The sequence below is a fragment of the Marinobacterium sedimentorum genome (assembly GCF_024267675.1).
Lineage (GTDB): Bacteria > Pseudomonadota > Gammaproteobacteria > Pseudomonadales > Balneatricaceae > Marinobacterium_A > Marinobacterium_A sedimentorum.
This window is the reverse complement of sequence record NZ_JALDYX010000039.1, coordinates 1-12,635: the sequence shown is the minus strand read 5'-3', so window position 1 is coordinate 12,635 and position 12,635 is coordinate 1. Positions and strand designations below refer to the sequence as shown.

The 12,635-nt window shown below is 55.5% G+C and carries 14 protein-coding genes and 2 pseudogenes; 8 read left to right on the top strand and 8 right to left on the bottom strand.

From position 1 onward, the window contains the following. Nucleotides 1–80: 80 nt before the first annotated feature. Nucleotides 81–377, bottom strand: a complete 297-nt coding sequence (locus MRS74_RS20995; RefSeq protein ID WP_254582241.1) for a hypothetical protein — start codon at nucleotides 375–377, stop codon at nucleotides 81–83. A 687-nt stretch (nucleotides 378–1,064) separates the two neighbouring features. Here MRS74_RS20995 and MRS74_RS20990 point away from each other — a divergent pair. Further along, complete coding sequence (locus MRS74_RS20990; RefSeq protein WP_254582240.1) at nucleotides 1,065–1,514, top strand: Rossmann-fold NAD(P)-binding domain-containing protein; 450 nt, start codon at nucleotides 1,065–1,067, stop codon at nucleotides 1,512–1,514. Nucleotides 1,515–1,963: 449 nt separating this feature from the next. On the opposite strand, the gene MRS74_RS20985 is transcribed toward MRS74_RS20990, so the two are convergent. Both MRS74_RS20985 and MRS74_RS20980 read right to left on the bottom strand, forming a co-directional pair. After that, complete coding sequence (locus MRS74_RS20985; protein ID WP_254582239.1) at nucleotides 1,964–2,329, bottom strand: hypothetical protein; 366 nt, start codon at nucleotides 2,327–2,329, stop codon at nucleotides 1,964–1,966. Between the two features lie 36 nt (nucleotides 2,330–2,365). Beyond that, a complete protein-coding gene (locus MRS74_RS20980) occupies nucleotides 2,366–3,409 on the bottom strand; it encodes a GlxA family transcriptional regulator (protein ID WP_254582238.1) in 1,044 nt (347 codons plus the stop codon). 150 nt (nucleotides 3,410–3,559) lie between these two features. On the opposite strand from MRS74_RS20980, the gene MRS74_RS20975 reads away from it, so the two are divergent. Next, nucleotides 3,560–4,627 (top strand): class I SAM-dependent methyltransferase, encoded by a 1,068-nt coding sequence (locus MRS74_RS20975; protein ID WP_254582237.1) that lies wholly within the window; start codon nucleotides 3,560–3,562, stop codon nucleotides 4,625–4,627. Between the two features lie 296 nt (nucleotides 4,628–4,923). Here the strand turns inward: MRS74_RS20975 and MRS74_RS20970 are convergent, their stop codons facing one another. Further along, nucleotides 4,924–5,688, bottom strand: coding sequence for a hypothetical protein (locus tag MRS74_RS20970; protein WP_254582236.1), 765 nt, complete (start codon nucleotides 5,686–5,688; stop codon nucleotides 4,924–4,926). Nucleotides 5,689–5,917: 229 nt separating this feature from the next. On the opposite strand from MRS74_RS20970, the gene MRS74_RS20965 reads away from it, so the two are divergent. Next, entirely contained in the window at nucleotides 5,918–6,247 is a 330-nt protein-coding gene (locus MRS74_RS20965; protein WP_254582235.1) for a dimerization/docking domain-containing protein, read from the top strand. Nucleotides 6,248–6,504: 257 nt separating this feature from the next. Here MRS74_RS20965 and MRS74_RS20960 read toward each other — a convergent pair whose 3' ends face one another. After that, entirely contained in the window at nucleotides 6,505–7,458 is a 954-nt protein-coding gene (locus tag MRS74_RS20960) for a LysR family transcriptional regulator (RefSeq protein WP_254582234.1), read from the bottom strand. A 64-nt stretch (nucleotides 7,459–7,522) separates the two neighbouring features. Between MRS74_RS20960 and MRS74_RS20955 the strand changes: the two genes are divergently transcribed. Then, nucleotides 7,523–8,293, top strand: coding sequence for an NAD(P)H-dependent oxidoreductase (locus MRS74_RS20955; RefSeq protein WP_254582233.1), 771 nt, complete (start codon nucleotides 7,523–7,525; stop codon nucleotides 8,291–8,293). Nucleotides 8,294–8,554: 261 nt separating this feature from the next. Here the strand turns inward: MRS74_RS20955 and MRS74_RS20950 are convergent, their stop codons facing one another. Further along, nucleotides 8,555–9,022: a hypothetical protein gene (locus MRS74_RS20950; RefSeq protein ID WP_254582232.1), complete on the bottom strand. Its 468-nt coding sequence runs from the start codon at nucleotides 9,020–9,022 to the stop codon at nucleotides 8,555–8,557. A 169-nt stretch (nucleotides 9,023–9,191) separates the two neighbouring features. Between MRS74_RS20950 and MRS74_RS20945 the strand changes: the two genes are divergently transcribed. The 4 genes and pseudogenes from MRS74_RS20945 to MRS74_RS24355 all read left to right on the top strand — a co-directional run. Then, nucleotides 9,192–9,464, top strand: a complete 273-nt coding sequence (locus MRS74_RS20945; RefSeq protein ID WP_254582231.1) for a type II toxin-antitoxin system Phd/YefM family antitoxin — start codon at nucleotides 9,192–9,194, stop codon at nucleotides 9,462–9,464. Next, nucleotides 9,445–9,717, top strand: coding sequence for a Txe/YoeB family addiction module toxin (locus tag MRS74_RS20940; protein ID WP_306422023.1), 273 nt, complete (start codon nucleotides 9,445–9,447; stop codon nucleotides 9,715–9,717). Before MRS74_RS20945 ends, MRS74_RS20940 begins: the two co-directional genes overlap by 20 nt. A gap of 180 nt (nucleotides 9,718–9,897) precedes the next feature. Continuing rightward, nucleotides 9,898–10,695 (top strand): annotated as a pseudogene (locus tag MRS74_RS24360) (tyrosine-type recombinase/integrase); the annotation flags it as partial. Nucleotides 10,696–10,779: 84 nt separating this feature from the next. Continuing rightward, nucleotides 10,780–11,430: pseudogene (locus MRS74_RS24355) on the top strand (IS91 family transposase); the annotation flags it as partial. 256 nt (nucleotides 11,431–11,686) lie between these two features. On the opposite strand, the gene MRS74_RS20930 reads toward MRS74_RS24355, so the two are convergent. Then, entirely contained in the window at nucleotides 11,687–12,193 is a 507-nt protein-coding gene (locus MRS74_RS20930) for a hypothetical protein (protein WP_254582229.1), read from the bottom strand. Between the two features lie 96 nt (nucleotides 12,194–12,289). Continuing rightward, nucleotides 12,290–12,635 (bottom strand): putative quinol monooxygenase (locus MRS74_RS20925; protein WP_254582228.1); only part of this gene is annotated, 346 nt, incomplete at its 5' end.

Genomic DNA, 12,635 nt, shown 5'->3' with positions numbered 1-12,635 from the left:
CAGCGGCCGAACGTTGCGGGTAAGGGGTTGCAGCGTAGCGGAAGTTCCGGCCCGCATTGCGAGGGCGCTTGGCCCTCGGGTTAGTTTTTATTTTTTTCATGAGCCTGTCGGAGCTTGAATGACGCATACTCCGACCTCGAAAAACTTACAGGTTCATAATTTTTTTCTTCACACCACGCCAGAAACTCATCTATTTTTACTGCTACTTTTACAATTTTATGGCCAGAAGCGCGTATATCATAAAACGCCTTATTGGCATTCTTTCGCCAGTCCTCATAGGTATCGTCAGTACCCTCTGGGTCCAACTCTCTCAGCAGGTTCCATTGCTCTTCATCAAACCAGCACATCCCTATTTCAATGTTTTCATCATGATCCATAGAGCCTCCAACTTAGAAACTGGTCACACGTAGCCCTGACGTTAGTGTTGAGTAGCACGCGGCAAGGCCGCTGCGCTTCTTATTCCTCGAATGCACTAAACCCGATAAAGCAACTCGAGACCTTCATCGCCCCTTCATCGACCCTTCATTGAACCCACCACATCCAAACAATGCCAGCATCGGCAATAGAAACCCAACCCCATAAAGGATCCATCTGATCTTGGATTTCGTACTAACCCATTATTCCTTTTTTCGCCACATAATGAATAAAAATTGCATTGATGTAGCTACCGTCCCTGCCGGGATTGAGCGGCCTTTGCACCGTTGAGCGGGCACGCTACCGCCCTTCCGTCTTTTGATGCGCAAAGCCGACGTCGACTAGCGGCCACGGAATCGAGCCACAACAGTAACGATAGCCCGCTTTCGGCTTCCCGGGCCTGGAAAGGCTCCGCACGACCGTGAAAGAACCGGGACAGCGGCGAAAGCCGAAGATGCTGTCGACGTCGCGGTTTGGGGCCGTTACACAATAGCTGTGGTTTGGAAGCCTGATGAGGGTGTGGGAGATTGTACGGGCCCAGTGCGTTGCATTAATCCGCTGCGGCAAGAGCTTGAGCTTCCATCACCTTCAGCAGGTTCAGCTCTATCCAGTTCGCCAGGTCGGCCACCTTCTCCGCGACCTCCTTTCCCATGGGGGTCAGCGAGAACTACACCGCGGGCGTGCCTGCGGCACTGCAGTTCGGGGCGGTCATGGGCTGCGCCGGAGACAGCCGTATCTCTTCTGCCTCCCGGGCCGACTATGCCGCAGCCGCCGCAGCCGTACTGCTGGCCGGCGAGCAGGCAGGGAAGGTCTACGAACTGGCCGGGGACGACTCCTATACGCTGCGCGAACTCGCCGCCGAGATCGCCGTACAATCCGGCAAGGCGATCAGCTACGAGAACCTGCCGGAAGCCGAGTACCGGCAGGCGCTGGTCGGCGCCGGGCTGCCGGAACCCATCGCGACCCTGCTGGCAGAATCCGATACCGGTGCGTCCAAGGGCGGCCTGTACGACGACAGCAAACAGCTGAGCGCACTGACCGGTCGCCCGACAACACCGATTGCCGAGTCGATCAAGCAGGCGCTGGTGTCAGTGGAGTAATCCCGCCGAAGGCCGAGCGCTCCGTTCGGCCTTCACTTCCGAGTCCTCTGCACAGGGGTGGATGGTCACTGGCGCGGGGCCGTTGTTCTGCCAGAACCAGCCGTGCGAGCCGTCGAACAACGCAGCAAGGGAGCCGCCGGTTTCGGTCTCGTTATCGCCGGTCCAGACGCTGGTGAACCCGTCAGCGGCGTTCGGACGATCGCCGTGCCTATCGAAGTAGACGGCGCCGCCTTCCGCCTCCCGGTGGAACTCAAAGTTCTCGGGAGTTTCGGGGACCCCATTGGCCCCGGAATTCGGTTGCTGCTAAGGAAGCCTGTTCAGGTTTCGATGCTGGCGATACAGCAGATAGCCACCCCAGCAGAAACTCAGCAGCATCAATAGCCCGGCAACTCTTCATGTAAAGTCTGGTCTTCAAGTACGGTTCTAATCACCCTGATGATGGATGCCACCTATGAGGACTGGCTAGTGCCAACTGCCAGGATATAGAAAGCCAGCATTGCCAAGATGAGCCAGCAGGACCAGTACAGCCACCTCTCCCAATGAGTCGGCATGCTACCCGCGGCCCTCTCCAGACGATGCCGGTAGTACATCGCAGCTGCATGCACCACAAGACCGCCGAGCAAGAGAAGAAGCTTGAACGGCTCCAGCCAGGATTGGAGGAACAGCGCGATGCCGCCTGTGGCAATGCAGGCGCCGATGAGCGACAGCAGCTCCGCGTTCTTCAGTCGGTTGCGAGCATTTTTCATACGCTGCCTAACGCCAAAGCTCAGCGGCGAGCGACAGCACGTCCGCTGAAGCGCCTTGTTGAGCATCATGATAAAGGTAGCCTGTCAGGCATCGAACCACCTGCCCTACAGGTGAAGGCGAGCAAAATCTGGAATGCGAAAGCGCTTGCGATAGGCGCTGGGGGTCATACCCGTCGTGCGCTTGAACAGGCGCCGGAAGAAAGCCGGATCCTCATAGCCGACCTGCCAACTGATCTCGTCGATGCTGGTTTCTGTCCGCTCCAGCCTGCGCTTCGCATCCTCGACGCGCAGGCGCTGGACGTAGGCGATCGGCGTGAGGCTGGTAGCGCTTGTAAAGCGCCGCTTAAAGGTGCGCTCGGCGAGTCGCGAGCGCTGTATCATTCCCTCCACGGGGTTGGCGACCGAGAAGTGCTTATCCAGCCAACGCTGCGCGCTTTGGATCTCGGCGTCGCCGTGGTCACTTTTGCCCTCGAAAACGATGTACGGCGCAAGACCGTCCTGGTGCCACTGCAGCGCGAACATGCGCGCGACCTCCTGCGCGGCAGTCGCGCCGGCATAGCGCGCAATTAAATAGAGCACCAAGTCGTGCCAGGTCGTCGATGCGCCCGAGCACACCAGCTCTTCGCGCAGGCCGGAGATGACCAGCACGCGTTCCGGATGAATCGGCACGCCTGGATAGGCGGCCGTGAACGCACGCGCGTAGCCGAAGTGCACCGTCGTGTCCTTGCCATCGAAGAGCCCTGTCTCAGCCAGCAGAAAGATACCCGAGCAGGCCGAGCAGAGAACCGCCCCGCGCTCGTACATCGACCGGGTCCACTCCACCAGTTTTGGATAACGCCCCTTCTCCCAGCCACAGGGGCGCAATAGCACCGAAGGCACGATAACGATATCCGTAGTTTCGATATCGGCGACCGCACGCTGCACATTGATCGGGACACCGCTCGCCAGCTCGAGAGGACCTGTCGCCTCGCCCACGATCTCCACGTGAAATGGCCTCAGCGCGCCTACGCTCGCCCCGAACATGTTCGTGAGCGCGAACGCATTCATGACATCGAAAATGCCGGTCAGCGTGGAGACCACGGCATCGGGCAGCGCGACCAGGCTGACGTGGGGTGGGTTCGGTCCGGCGTGGGGCGATGGTGTGGCCATGGCGGCTTATCCTCTTGCAGAAGCCCGCGGCCACGGCGTGGCACGAATGAACCCATTCGAGGCGATTCCGGCTCTGGGGTCAAACGGGCTTCTTTGCGATCCTATGTGTGTTGTTCGCAACCCATCATCCACACGAAGGAGACGGAAACCATGAACACACCCGTAATCGATCAAACGAAACTGAATGATTTCGTCACCCGCGCTGTCGGCGACCTGTCCGCCGGCTACGGCGGCGTCATGGTGAGCCTGGGCAGCAAGCTCGGGCTCTACAAGGCCATGGCGGGCGCCGGCCCGATCAGCGCGAAGGAACTGGCGGCGCGAACCGGTTGCACCGAGCGTTACGTGAGCGAGTGGCTGAATTCGCAGGCTGCGGGCGGTTACGTCAACTATCACGCCGTTAGCCAAACCTACGAACTTTCTTGCGAGCAGGCCATGGTGCTGGCAGATGAAGACAGCCCAGTCTATATCCCTCACGCGTGGAACGTACCGGCCTCGATGTGGTTCGATGAGGCGAAAGCGATCGAGGCTTTCCGCACTGGCCGGGGTGTCGCTTGGGGCGATCACAACGGCCGCCTTTTTTGCGGCGTGGCGGCCTTCTACCGCAACGCCTATCGCGGCAGCCTCGTGTCGGAGTGGCTGCCTGCGCTCGACGGCGTGGTGGAACGGCTCGAGGCCGGCATCGATGTGGCCGATATTGGCTGCGGCCATGGCCACTCGACGCTGTTGATGGCCGATGCGTTCCCGCGTTCCCGCTTTCACGGCTTCGACGCGCACGCCGCTTCGATTGAGGAAGCACGGTGCCTCGCCGACGAGGCCGATCAGGGCGAGCGGGTCACTTTCGAGGTGACCCGGGCCGTGGACTACCCCGGCAAGAACTACGGGCTCATCTGCTTCTTCGATGCCCTGCATGATATGGGCGATCCGGACGCCGCCGCCCGGCACGCGGCCAGCGCCCTGGCTCCCGATGGCACGGTGGTACTCATTGAGCCCTTCGCCAACGACCGCGTCGAGGACAACATTTCGCCGGTGGCGCGAATGTATTATGCGGCCTCGACGACGATTTGCTGCGCCCACGCCATCTCGGACGGCGGGCATCGCGTCCTGGGCGCTCAGGCGGGCGAAGCGCGCCTGGCGGAGGTGTTTCGCAAGGCGGGGTTCACGCGCATTCGCCGCGCGGCTGAAACCCCTTTTAACCTGATCCTGGAGGTACGACGCTGATGTCATGGGGGAGGAGCCGGCCTGGGCCAAGGGCTCCTCCCTCAAGACTGAGGCACAGTGGATAATGTCATTCATAGGCGCGTTGGCGAAGATCATCGAGGCTAGGTTGGCATATAGCATGCCGTTTGATCAGTTGCGTATCGTCATCAGGGTCAGACAACAGATAATTGCCCTGTCATCCACCCGATCAAGCATCGGCTTTACCCGAACCATCATCCTGCGCACCTCCCAATGGAACACGAAATTCTCGGGAGTTTCGGGAACCCCGCTGGCCTCGAAATTCGATTGCCGTTAAATCACAACTGTCTAAGCCTGTTCAGATTTCGATGCTGACGATACAGCAGATAACCACCCCAGCAGAAGCTCAGCAGCATCAATGCAACCCCGATACCGAAGGAAAGACCGGCGTACATGCCTGCCCTGTGCAGACTTCCGGTCATCGACAGCAGATTGCCCCAATCATGATACGCCTCGCTCAACCCTAGAATCAGAGGAATGGCGCGGTGGGACGCATCGGCGATATAAGGGGATACATCGATAAAGTTCTGACCGGACCACCACAACATGATGCTGGCCGCAAAGGTGTCGCGCCGCTGGATGATAAACGCCAGCATCAGCCCCAGCGGCATCAGCACCTGGAACAGACTGCCGCCCAGAATCGTCATGAAGCGACCGAAGGGCCTGAACAGCACATGGCCGAACTCGTGGAAAGGCAGGTTCACGTTGTGCAGAAATGAGCCACCGATCGAGCGCCAGTCGATACCACCAAGGATGAACGACCAGCCCCAGATGATGAATGCGATAAACAGGGCGACCCTGCCCCAGAACGCGTGCGAGTCCACTGAGTCAGGCACTTCGAGCAGCCGGTTCAAGGCTCGCCTCGACCAGTGCTCCACCGGTTGGATGCTGTAATTCGTCGGCTCAGGCACGAACGACTGTTCCTGCGCCGGTACCGGGTTCTCTTTCCATTTACAGTAGGCGATGCCGCATTGTGGGCAGACACCCTCCATGAGATGGCTGTCCTGATCTTGTCGCAGGTAGCCACATTTTGGACACTTCAAGGCACTATCTCCTGCGATATCATTATTTCGGACCGCCGAATCAGTATAGTGCCCCCGGAATTTAGACAGATGTCCCGGTTCGCGAACCGCACAGATAAATGGGATCACTCATTCCTGCAGAAGTACCCGGAGGCTGTATCTATACTGTAATTGACCTAGGACCCATTTGTTCGGTGGCAGAGTACATTCCGGCCGGACACCCTAAAGACTCTGATCGGGGGTTAAACACATGAGCACCGGCCTATCCGAAGCACTGCATATTCTGGTCCAGTGGCAGTGCACGCCAAATCAGGCGCTCGCTATCCTGAAGCTAGATCCTGACCAGCCATTTCCCGCGGTCCTCAGTGATGAGCAATGTGAGCGCGTGACCTTCGTACTCAATATTCACTCAGATCTCAGTACAATCTTCGACGACCCCGAGGACGTGTACGGTTACATGTCCAGCCTTCACGACGATCCGTATTTCGAAGGGAAATCCCCCCTGGAACTGATCAGTACGGGGGATTTAACCGTGTTCGAACGTGTCTGCTGGCATATAGATGCAATGAGAGTGTTATGAGGATTCCGGGGACAGTATACGTAATCCCATCTACGCCTTTGCCGTCGGTCCCGGTCACCCCGGGGCTAGTGTACTGTTGCACGCTATATGAAGATTATAACGGCCCCTTTTTCCGCCATCCTGTGTTGTTCGTTGTCGCCGTAGCCCCACTATGACTCCGCCTCACGCCTTGACTGGCGAAAAAATGAGCGCGTTCTAAAGCACCATCAAGAGTGCACCAGTACACTAGCACCTTAGCTGTGAAAAACTCCATATAGTTAATCGAGAATTATTTGGCTTATCATTTCACGAACCCAACGATGTGCACTGTGCCCATGGTTACGCTCATGCCACACCATACCAACAGAGAAACCTGCCGATGCAATGGGAGAGGATACCATTCTCAGGTCCGTACGCCCCGCGACTAAACGCGCTGGCACCAATGCCACAAGATTTGACTGAGCGACTATCTCGGGGACAACAAGAAAAGAAGCGGCCGATAGAACCACCTTGCGTGAGTGCCCCAACGTTTTCAGCGCTTGATCAATAGGCGTTAAAAAGTTCCCCCCATCTAGCGAAACAACAACATGTTCAAGCTGGATATAATCTTCAATCGTCATCCCATCAAAAAGATGCGGGTGATCCCGACGCCCGACTAGCATATAGACTTCATCGTACAAATGTCTGGCACGTAAAGCTGAGGGCGCTTCTTCCGGTGTCATCAGCGCAAGATCCACTTCGCCGCCAACCATTTGAGTTTCCAATCGGGCAGGTTCCAGAACCCGCAATCCAACCTTGATACCCGGTGCTTGCCGTCTCAATTCTTTTACGATGGACAAACCGACAACGGCTTGCAGGTAGTCGGTGCAGGCTAGCATCACAGTTAGGTTGGCTTGGGTAGGATCGAAGTGCTGGTGTGTTGTCAGAGTAGCCCGCACCTGATCCAGTGCAAGGCGCAAAGGTGAGCTTAATTCCAGAGCTTTAGCGGTTGGAGTCATCCCACGGTGGGCCGGGATCAGCAGCGGATCGTTGAACAAATTCCGCAGCCGGTGCAGCTGAGCGCTGACAGTGGGCTGGCTTAAATGTAGACGCGCTGCAGCCTTGCTGACATTTTGCTCCTCAAGCAAGGCTTCCAGAGTTGCCAGTAAATTAAGATCCAGCCGCTTGGTATCCATATTTTTTATACCTAACAAAAAATCCTTCAATTTCTCCAATACCTGATCGTATTGCATACTGGGCCCTGGATCTACCAAAAATGAGCATCTCGCTCCTTGAACCTGCTTGAGGAGAAGCACAATGTCCAAAACAGTATTAGTTGTGTATGCACATCCAGAACCCACATCCCTGACTCGGCGATTTGTGTCGGAAACAGTACAAACACTGGAGCAGCAAGGTCACAAGGTGCTGCAATCAGATCTTTATGGCATGGGTTGGAAAGCAACTTTTGACGAAGGCGACTTTCCCGGCCGGATAAACCATAACCGGCTCAGCTTTATCCAGGAGTCTGAACATGCTTATACAACCGGACAGCAAACCCAGGATGTCGTGACTGAACAGCACAAGCTACTTGCCGCCGACGCAGTCATATTTCATTTTCCACTCTGGTGGTTCGGTATGCCGGCCATTCTAAAAGGCTGGATAGACCGAGTGTATGCCTACGGGTTTGCATACGGCTACAAAGGCGAAGGCAATCGCTATCGTTATGGCGACGGTATTCTCAAAGGCAAGCGAGCCCTGTTATCGGTCATGGTAGGCGGCCCGGCTGACGACTACACACCCAGAGGTATTAATGGCCCTTTAGACGAGCTGCTATTTCCCATCACCCACGGTGCACTGTTTTTTCCTGGACTGGATGTACTACCGACCCATGCTATTTACGGCGCGGGGAAGCTTGAAGAAGCCGCCGCTGAGGCGGAATTCGCCGCTTGGCGTTTACGCCTTCAGCATATTTTTAAAGAGGCCCCCATCCCGTTCCGGCGACAAAACAGTGAAGATTATCAGCACAACATCCTAGCGGATCATATCGCAGCCGGAGAAACAGGATTGACAATTCACGTCGACAATTAATCGTCCAGCAAAAATATCGTGCAAAATGGAAGCTAACGAGACCGTAAATGTTTCCAGACCAATGGGGTCCGCTAAAAGCGGTGACGCGCGTCTGCGAAAAAGTTACCGCCCGTGCCTGCCACCAAAACCGCCATGCACCGCACGCCGTAATTTACCTTAAAGGCATCTGGCCGGGCTTGTTCAACACCCGGATCAGGTGGCGGCTTCGCGCCACCTATCCTTATTTGTTAGGCCACGATATGGAAAAACATAGTAAGCAATCTATTTTGTTCCTCGAATTTTTACATTATCTTTTGATATGTGAATTATTTGCTCGTTCACATCTTTAGCTTTTGAGGATTTCACTTTCAGCGTTATTATAGTAGTGACATAAGCGGTTAATACTGCAGCGAGAATTGTTACGATAAAATGTTTCCATATAAACTTTATCAACAGCATGGATGATTTTTTAAAATTTTGTAGAAACAAGTCCATTTTAAAATATGGCTTAACATTTAAAAACTGTTCACGCGAAAAAATATATGCGCCATCATGTCTTTTTTCGAATAAACCTTTTTCAACCATATCTTCTATTGCAGTTAAAACATCATCCTCCGGATATTTCGCAATATCCATACTTCCATATAACGCAGCAAACGAAAATCCAAACGGTCTTTTAGGCTGGTCTAATATTCTATTTCTAAGGATATAACGTTGGATTTCAGTAAGGCTTTTGATTTTTTGTTTCACCTTTCTCTACCATTCATTTCTAATTTATAAAGGTATTTGGCTAGCGCCGCCAACAGGCGCCCATTTTGAGTGGAGCCAAAGGCGGAACGGAAAATGGGTCGCTCTGCTTGGCCTTGTTAGGGCTCCTAGTATATAGTTGTACTGCATTACAGTACATGAAGGTAACCCTATGGATACGATCAGCGTGAACAAATTTAGAGACAACCTAAAAAGCGTTGTAGAACAAGTTGTTAGCCGACATGAGCCTCTCAAGGTAACTCGGCGTGCTGGAGAGGCTTTTGTGGTGATGAGTGCCGAAGATTGGGAACGAGAACAAGAAACCCTTCACGTACTCCAAAGCAAGAATCTCATGCAGCAAATTGCCGACTCTCTTGAAACCCACACCCGTGGACAAGGCTACAAACCGACTGACGAGCAAATGAATGAGATCACTGGTGTTTGAGGGTAATACGTGGGAAGCGTATGAAGCCATGCGCGAAACGGACAAGCGTCTGCACAAAGCATTATGCAAATTGCTCAAAGAAATGCTCCGGTCTGATGATCCTTCCTCTGGATTGGGGAAACCAGAACCACTCAAACACAACCTATCAGGACTCTGGTCCAAACGGATATCACAGAAAGACCGGCTAATATATCGATTTGATGATAAGTCCATTTATATCTTCGCTATTGGTGGGCACTATGACCAGCCCTAACGCTGTGGTTTGGGGCCGGAGCGAAGCTGCGGTCCCAGCCGCAATAGCGGCGAACAACACCACTTTGTTGAACTAAGCCGCTTCGCGGCAGCTGTCGATACAGCCGGCTCCCCGGCCAACTCATAAATACCCCTGTATAGGCGCCCACTGCCGGGCGCCGTCCAACTCAGGAGTATCACCATGAATACCACCGAGCAACAACGTACCGACCATCTGTACCAACGCCACCTGAGGGCGCTCACCCTGCAAGGGATGCGTCCCAAGACCGTCGATGGCTACGCCCGCGCGTTGCGGCGGCTGATCGCCTATTTCGACCGTTGCCCCGACCAGCTGAGCGCCGACGATCTGCGGCGCTACTTCGCCGACCTCATCCAGTCCCACTCTTGGAGCACCGTCAAGGTCAACCGCAACGCCTTTCAGTTCTTCTATCGTCATGTCCTCGACCGCTCCTGGGAGTGGCTCAACATCGTCAAGCCGCCCCGCACCCAGCGCCTGCCGGATATCCTCACGCCCTGCGAGGTGGCGATCCTTGTCAGCCTCACCCGTCAACTGCGCTTCCAGGTCTGTTTCCTGACCCTTTACAGCCTCGGCCTGCGCCTGGGCGAGGGGCTTGGCCTCCAGGTCGGCGATATCGACAGCCAGCTGATGCGCGTGCATATCCGCAATGCCAAGGGCGGCAAAGACCGCTATGTCCCCTTGCCTCAACGCACCCTGCTGGCGCTGCGCTACTACTGGAAGACCCACCGCCATCCCCGCTGGCTGTTTCCCGCCCAGCGCAGCGCGCCCCAGGCCCCCATGGATCGCGGCGGGGTCCAGAAAGCCATGCGGCAGGTGATCCAGGAGTGCGGCATCCACAAAGCCGTCAGTCCCCATTCCCTGCGCCACAGCTATGCCACGCACCTGCTCGAACGGGGCCTCGACCTGCGCTCCATCCAGGAGCTGCTGGGGCACCAGAGCCCCGCCACCACCGCCCGCTATACCCGTCTCACCCGCGTGACCCGACAGGCCACCGAGGTCGCGGTCAACCGCCTGACCGACTGCCTGGCGCTGCAGTGGGAGGTGGACGACATCGGCTTCACGGCGGTGTTGCACACCCACAGTGGCAAGCTGGATTACCACCCCCACCTGCATCTGGTGGTACCCGGCGGCAGTTACGATCCACGCCGGCGGCAGTGGCGCAAGCTCCGCCAGCGCTACCTGTTCAACGTCCGCGCCCTGGCCAGGGTCTGGCGGGCACGCCTGCTGGCCGCGTTGCGCGACGAGGCCGGCCTGGTGTTGCCCTCGGCACTGCCCGAACTCTGGGTCGTCGACTGCCGTCGCGTCGGCCGGGGACTGCCGGCACTCCAGTACCTGTCACGCTACCTGTACCGGGGCGTGCTGCCGGAACGCAACATCCTCGGCGAAAACGCGGGCCTGGTGACCTTTCGCTATCGTGACAGTCAAAGCGGTCAGCCCAGCACCCGCACCTTGCCCGCCGTCCAGTTCCTGTGGCTGGTGCTGCAGCACGTGCTGCCCAAGGGCTTCCACCGCTTGCGCGATTACGGCTTCCTGCGCGGCAATGCGCAGGTACGGCTGCAACGGATTCAACTGCTGCTGCAGGTCACACCGACGCCACCGGACGACACGCCGGCGCCGCGACCGCTTTGCCCCTGCTGCCATCTGCCCATGCTATGGGCCGGGGTGCGTGCCGCCCGACCACCGACCCTGGGCTGACCCCGTATAAGGAGAATCACCTCAACCGACGTGGAGGGCACTGATACCCAGGATGCGATCAACGACAACGCTTTGATTGGTTCAGCGGGCCAAGGGTGACGCGCGTCTGCGAAAAAGTCACCGCTCGTGCCACCGTCCAAAACCGCCATGCACCGCACGCCGTAATTTACCTTATAAAGGCACCTGGCCGGGCTTGTTCAACACCCGGATCAGGTGGCGGCTTCGCGCCACCTATCCTTATTTGTTAGGCATAATTTCAACCTCGCTCTCCAATTATCCGCCACACTTTAGGAGCTTGAACGCGTTTACTGTATATACGTTGACCTGTTGTTAATGTCACTTTGGCAAGTAACATAGGTCCATAGATTGCGTTAAGCGGATGCTCGTGAATTTCAATCTTCAGTTCTTTCAATTCTGAGGGATCTACTTTTATCGGCTCATTCTTTATGAATTGGTATACGCATCCGTTGTATCGTAGGTTTGGGTACAACCTTGGAGAAAGAAAAGGGCGTTTTAAATGTTTTTTAAATAATTCAAAAACAGAATATGTACTGCGAACCTTACATGATTTTAAATAAATAGCAGAATTGCTTCTATTCGTAATAATGACCGAAATTGAATCCGGGCCTGAATCATCCATCACAAGCTTATAGGAGATACTTGCAGATGCGGGCCTCAACCACAGGTACAATTTTCTACCTAGAATTGCTACACCGGCGACCGCCGTAATTGAACCACAAATTGTAAGAATGACTTCTATCATGATTTCCAACTCAACGGCCTAACGTTGCCAACAGCGGCCGAGCATAGCGAGGTCCAGCCAACTTGTTGCGCGATGCTGCTTGGCCTGGTTATGCGTTTACTCAACGATATCGTAGTGCCTTTCAACATTTGTTGTTACCTGGCCCCATCGCGAGCTTTTGACTCTAGCTTGATGCGCTTCGAACGCGGCTTTACTAGAGAACTCTTCGTATACGTCGAAACGATTTTGGTTACTTTCATTGGGAGTTACTTCGAACACCAAACACCCAGGTTCCTTTCGCGTAAGTTCACAATGAAGCGGAAGCTCTAGTTTAACAGTATCAAGGTCCATATCTTGAACAAGAATGAACCCTTTAAGGATAACATTTTGCATGAAAACTCCAATTACGCAGTCGTGGTAGGACGGCCAGTTACCTGAGCCGCCCCCACACAGATCCGGACGT

What these genes read in the sequence shown, in the direction of transcription:
- MRS74_RS20975 (WP_254582237.1), top strand. Translation starts at nt 3,560, where the DNA reads ATGAACACACCCGTAATCGATCAAACGAAACTGAATGATTTCGTCACC.
- MRS74_RS20990 (WP_254582240.1), top strand. Translation starts at nt 1,065, where the DNA reads ATGGGGGTCAGCGAGAACTACACCGCGGGCGTGCCTGCGGCACTGCAG.
- MRS74_RS20955 (WP_254582233.1), top strand. Translation starts at nt 7,523, where the DNA reads ATGTCCAAAACAGTATTAGTTGTGTATGCACATCCAGAACCCACATCC.
- MRS74_RS20940 (WP_306422023.1), top strand. Translation starts at nt 9,445, where the DNA reads ATGAGATCACTGGTGTTTGAGGGTAATACGTGGGAAGCGTATGAAGCC.
- MRS74_RS20960 (WP_254582234.1), bottom strand. Translation starts at nt 7,458, where the DNA reads ATGCAATACGATCAGGTATTGGAGAAATTGAAGGATTTTTTGTTAGGT.
- MRS74_RS20965 (WP_254582235.1), top strand. Translation starts at nt 5,918, where the DNA reads ATGAGCACCGGCCTATCCGAAGCACTGCATATTCTGGTCCAGTGGCAG.
- MRS74_RS20995 (WP_254582241.1), bottom strand. Translation starts at nt 377, where the DNA reads ATGGATCATGATGAAAACATTGAAATAGGGATGTGCTGGTTTGATGAA.
- MRS74_RS20930 (WP_254582229.1), bottom strand. Translation starts at nt 12,193, where the DNA reads ATGATAGAAGTCATTCTTACAATTTGTGGTTCAATTACGGCGGTCGCC.
- MRS74_RS20980 (WP_254582238.1), bottom strand. Translation starts at nt 3,409, where the DNA reads ATGGCCACACCATCGCCCCACGCCGGACCGAACCCACCCCACGTCAGC.
- MRS74_RS20945 (WP_254582231.1), top strand. Translation starts at nt 9,192, where the DNA reads ATGGATACGATCAGCGTGAACAAATTTAGAGACAACCTAAAAAGCGTT.
- MRS74_RS20985 (WP_254582239.1), bottom strand. Translation starts at nt 2,329, where the DNA reads ATGATGCTCAACAAGGCGCTTCAGCGGACGTGCTGTCGCTCGCCGCTG.